Genomic DNA, 4087 nt, shown 5'->3' on the forward strand with positions numbered 1-4087 from the left:
GACGATAATGAGGGATTGTACTTGTTTAAAAAATACCTTGCCTACCTTATTGTTACGGATAAAGACAATAATGAAGTGGTCTATGAAAAAAGTAATGATTTTGGAATAATTACGGAGGAAGATATCTTTCCTGTTGTTATTGATGCACCTTCAGATTTAATTCAGGAAGAAGAATATATCTTCTGGGGTACAATACGTTATAAGTTTGTTCCGAAACCATAGTTTTCCAATGCGTGGACTCCGTCGTGCCGTACCAAGCAGCATTTAGATTAAATTATACCTAAAAATCGCCTGAGCATATGTCAGGCGATTTTTAGGTCCTATACCAATTAGGGATTGTTAATGGGTTCACATATATGAAAAAGTACCTTGATGAGTTTTCATATCGAATTAACCGTTCGCACTTCAAACCAACCATCTTTCATAAGGCCTTACTCAGAATGCTTTACTATAATCCCATTTTTCAGCATCAAATAATGAACTTGAACGTATAACTCAATAAAAAATTATTTCGTACTTTTTTTTCGGCCAATAATTACCGCGTTGGTGCTAAGGTAGCCCGCAATCGGGGTAACCGTGTTGATCCCCTTGTTAACACCTTCATCGTTCATTTGTTTTGTGTCCAATGTAAATGTATGCGTACCTTTCGCTAAGCTACCGAGCTTGAGAATCCGGGGTTCAATCTCACCTCCTTGGCACCAGTTCCTTGTCGGGTAACGCCAGGTGCAGCCAGGACATTTCCTCCCCCAGGGATTGATCTCATCGTAATATTCATAAGGTGTGCAAGCTATCTTCGAATCAAAATTGGCAACCTCCTTGTCGTCTATTGAAACCAGGTGCTGCCGTGTACGTGCTTCTTCTTTACTGCCGTGTCCGCTGGAGGTATACCAAATGTAGGCGTCTTCGATGTCTTCACCCAGTTTAAAGCTCGTGCTGAACACCTCTTCTCCTTCCTCCAGATTACGACTGATCAACGGTACATAGACATTTGTCACCGTATTCGGGATGGTACCTTTATCTTTCGTATCAATGAAAATATCCGCCCGGAAACCCGGCTGATCGCAATATGGAATCGTATCGGAGAAGAACTTCTGCGGATTTGACTCAACCTCGTACTGGATGTAGATATCCGATTCGGGGTCCCGCAGGTCTTGCGCATAGGCACTGATATTCCGCTCATAGGTAATGTGGTTGAACTCGTTTTCATGGTGGAAATATGGGGTGGTATAAATGATCAGCGGAAATTTACCGATACCTTCCAAATCTTCTTTCGATGTAATAGTGGTACCTTTCGGGACCTTAAAATACCAGGAATTTGCATTCCGATCCCACTCATCATAAGCCGCATACAATTCGATACGGAAGGAAATGGAATCGCCGATCTGGTTCTTTTCCTCATTCGTAAGTTTCCGGATGTAGTTGACCTGGTCAATTCTCACGGTATTCGGCGAAAGCACCGTACATTCTCCCCATTGTTCTTCGGAAGTATAGATTCCGTAGAAACCTTCGTTGTACGCTATCTGCAAGGAGTTTGGTGTAATCTCCAGAGGTTTTCGGGTTTCTTCTGTATCCTCGGAATTTTCTCCCGGTACAAATTCCAAATGTTGGCAAGAAAGGCAGAGGGTAACTGCGGTAATAGTAACAATAAGTAGTCTTTTCATAATACTCTTTTTATACATTAATGTTGATTGTTTAAATTCTTTTTGTCATAAGATTTCCTGATCTTAAAAATGCACTTCTTTTCGCATTTGGATTCTTTTCATGAAAGATCAGATATTTGCCCAAGAAATATGATTAAGCTTTGGTTTAACTGCCTGGTTATATAAGGAATTGTTTACCAAAGATAAAGGTTGAAAAAAGCTAAGATCATGGGGATATCCCTATTTTTCCCGTTCCTGTCGGGGTTGTGGTTGACTGGCTATGTTGCCTCATCAGCATACATTATTTAAAGCTTGATTCGCTGTGCTTCGGAAGGAAAAATGATGATCCCGAGCAGGAATCGGTCACCCCACATGCCATACATTCAACACCCCGTGCCATTAGCAAACAATTTACTTATTTAATGATCCGGTAACAGCGGATTTCCCCGACGGTGTTGCTGGATGACTTTTTCTGCCCAAATGGGGACCGTCCTAAATTTTTAGTACGGCCCTGTCCTGCGGGCGGAACTATTTTTTGACGTGTCAGGTAATTTACGCTGATCCATGGTTAGCTTCCTTTATAAATATTATGATTTTGTCATAATAGCCAACTTCGAATATTACTGCTGCAATATTACAATTCCACTAACTATGGCATCACCTGTACCGGCCTCAAATTCCAGGTCGAGATAACCATCGCTGACCTCAACGGTAAAACTTCTTTCGATAGCATGAAACCTTTCGCCGGTACTCGCATAGATATCCAGGTCATCGATTTGAATCTCCCCTTCGGCCCTGACGTCAAATACGCGTAATTCCGAAGCATTATGAGAGGGTTCCATGAATTTTAACTGCACCTGGTATGTACGATTCGGAACAATGATGCTGTAACTAAAACTATTACCAGATCTGTATGATTGAAACAGCGAATCACTGATTGTATTGGCAATGGCGCTGGTAGTGCTGTCTACCTCTCCGTCGGTATAATATATATCTGGTTTATGTATCTCTCCTTCGTCATCGGTATACGAAGTTGTACTACCCGAATTTATCCTGATTTCCCTGCGGGGATACAGAAAATCGGCCCCTTCTATATCGGTTTCGGATAATCCGTTGCGCTGCGCTGCGAAAACAGTGCTGTCTATCCTCGTTATGGTTGCAAAACGACTGCGATCTATGGAAAAGGCAGTAGAAGGGTACATCATAATGGAACCAAAATCAAAATTCCCGATATCACGGCCTGTTTCTGTCCTGGTTGAGTATCTTTGAAAATTGTTTGTGCGTCCTTCTTGAATATTATCCCAATGAATAATGATATGATTATCCCTGTCTTCCCGGGTCTGCTCATGAAAAAAACCAACAGCATGTCCTATTTCATGTATGGTATTTCCGGTACTACAGCGTGATGACAGGCCTATAAACTGTCTTCCCCCCTTTTTTCCAATAGATGTCGAATAACATCCGCTACCGGCAATGAACTCTATATAATCTTCTTCGTCGGTACGTTCCACAAACCTAAGGTTAGTATTGTTTTCCCAATGTGCAATAGCGCTGGTTACCCTGTCCTGGTCCGGAAGGCGGGGATTAATGGTGTAGTATACCACATTATCGGTCCACCTGTAGTCATTACCGGTTTCTATCCCGGCGGCATGAAAATTCTTATTCAACTCATCCTCGGCGAGCAGGACATCCCCCTCGAGAATGTAGTGATCTCCATGTTTTGAAGCATTGAATTTTTGACCGAGATAAGATATGGTTTCAACCTCCCCGATATACCCCGGGAATGCCTCTTCTACCGGCATTTCCTCTTGGGGCATGTCAGGTTCTTTGGACTCTATTTCTGTTAAAGGCTCCGAACTCTCTTCTTCTTTGGAGCAGCTTGTTAAAACCTGAATGGATACAGATATCAAAAGCATAAATAATGCCCTTTTCCATAGTTTTCGATTTGGTGTTTTCATAGGATTGTTTATTTAAAAGGTTAATAAGTTCCGGACAGTCCAAACAATTATGTGTCACTACACGTTTTAATAACAGTATATAAGCGATTATACCCAAATAAAAAGCATAAAGGAACATGCTTATCCATAGATAAAAATGTTTCCCGGGACCGTTAAACGGATAGATTTCATACTTCATAATACAGGTTTTCACCTATGAAAATCACTGAAATTAAAAGGAGGTAGATTATAGTAATAGTTGTAATTCTATTTACAGGATCACATAAATGCTGTTTTTTTTTAGAAAATACGTATGTTATACAGCGACGTAATGTTAAAGACCAAATATATTCATAATGTTTTCCTAGTTTTTATCCGGTTTTCGCAAAGTTTTATCCTAAAAACGCAAAAAACAACCGGAATACCATTTTGGAAGTCTTCTGAGAAGAGGTATCTTTAATTTCCTGAGCTTTACTCATAACCCTATTTTTCCGGAAATGAAAAATCTGT

The 4087-nt window shown here is 40.7% G+C and carries 3 protein-coding genes; 1 reads left to right on the forward strand and 2 read right to left on the reverse strand.

Translation table 11 applies throughout. From position 1 onward, the window contains the following. Positions 1 to 222: hypothetical protein (locus ED312_RS23975; RefSeq protein WP_170164596.1), on the forward strand; the 222-nt coding region annotated here is incomplete at its 5' end. Positions 223 to 506: 284 nt separating this feature from the next. Here ED312_RS23975 and ED312_RS21805 read toward each other — a convergent pair. Both ED312_RS21805 and ED312_RS21810 read right to left on the reverse strand, forming a co-directional pair. Further along, entirely contained in the window at positions 507 to 1661 is a 1155-nt protein-coding gene (locus tag ED312_RS21805) for a peptide-N-glycosidase F-related protein (protein ID WP_170164597.1), read from the reverse strand. Between the two features lie 599 nt (positions 1662 to 2260). Continuing rightward, positions 2261 to 3598 carry a M12 family metallopeptidase gene (locus ED312_RS21810; RefSeq protein ID WP_123218140.1) on the reverse strand — a complete coding sequence of 446 codons (1338 nt, stop codon included), beginning with the start codon at positions 3596 to 3598 and terminating at the stop codon, positions 2261 to 2263. Between the last annotated feature and the right edge of the window lie 489 nt (positions 3599 to 4087).

Source organism: Sinomicrobium pectinilyticum (genome assembly GCF_003725735.1).
Classification (GTDB): domain Bacteria; phylum Bacteroidota; class Bacteroidia; order Flavobacteriales; family Flavobacteriaceae; genus Sinomicrobium; species Sinomicrobium pectinilyticum.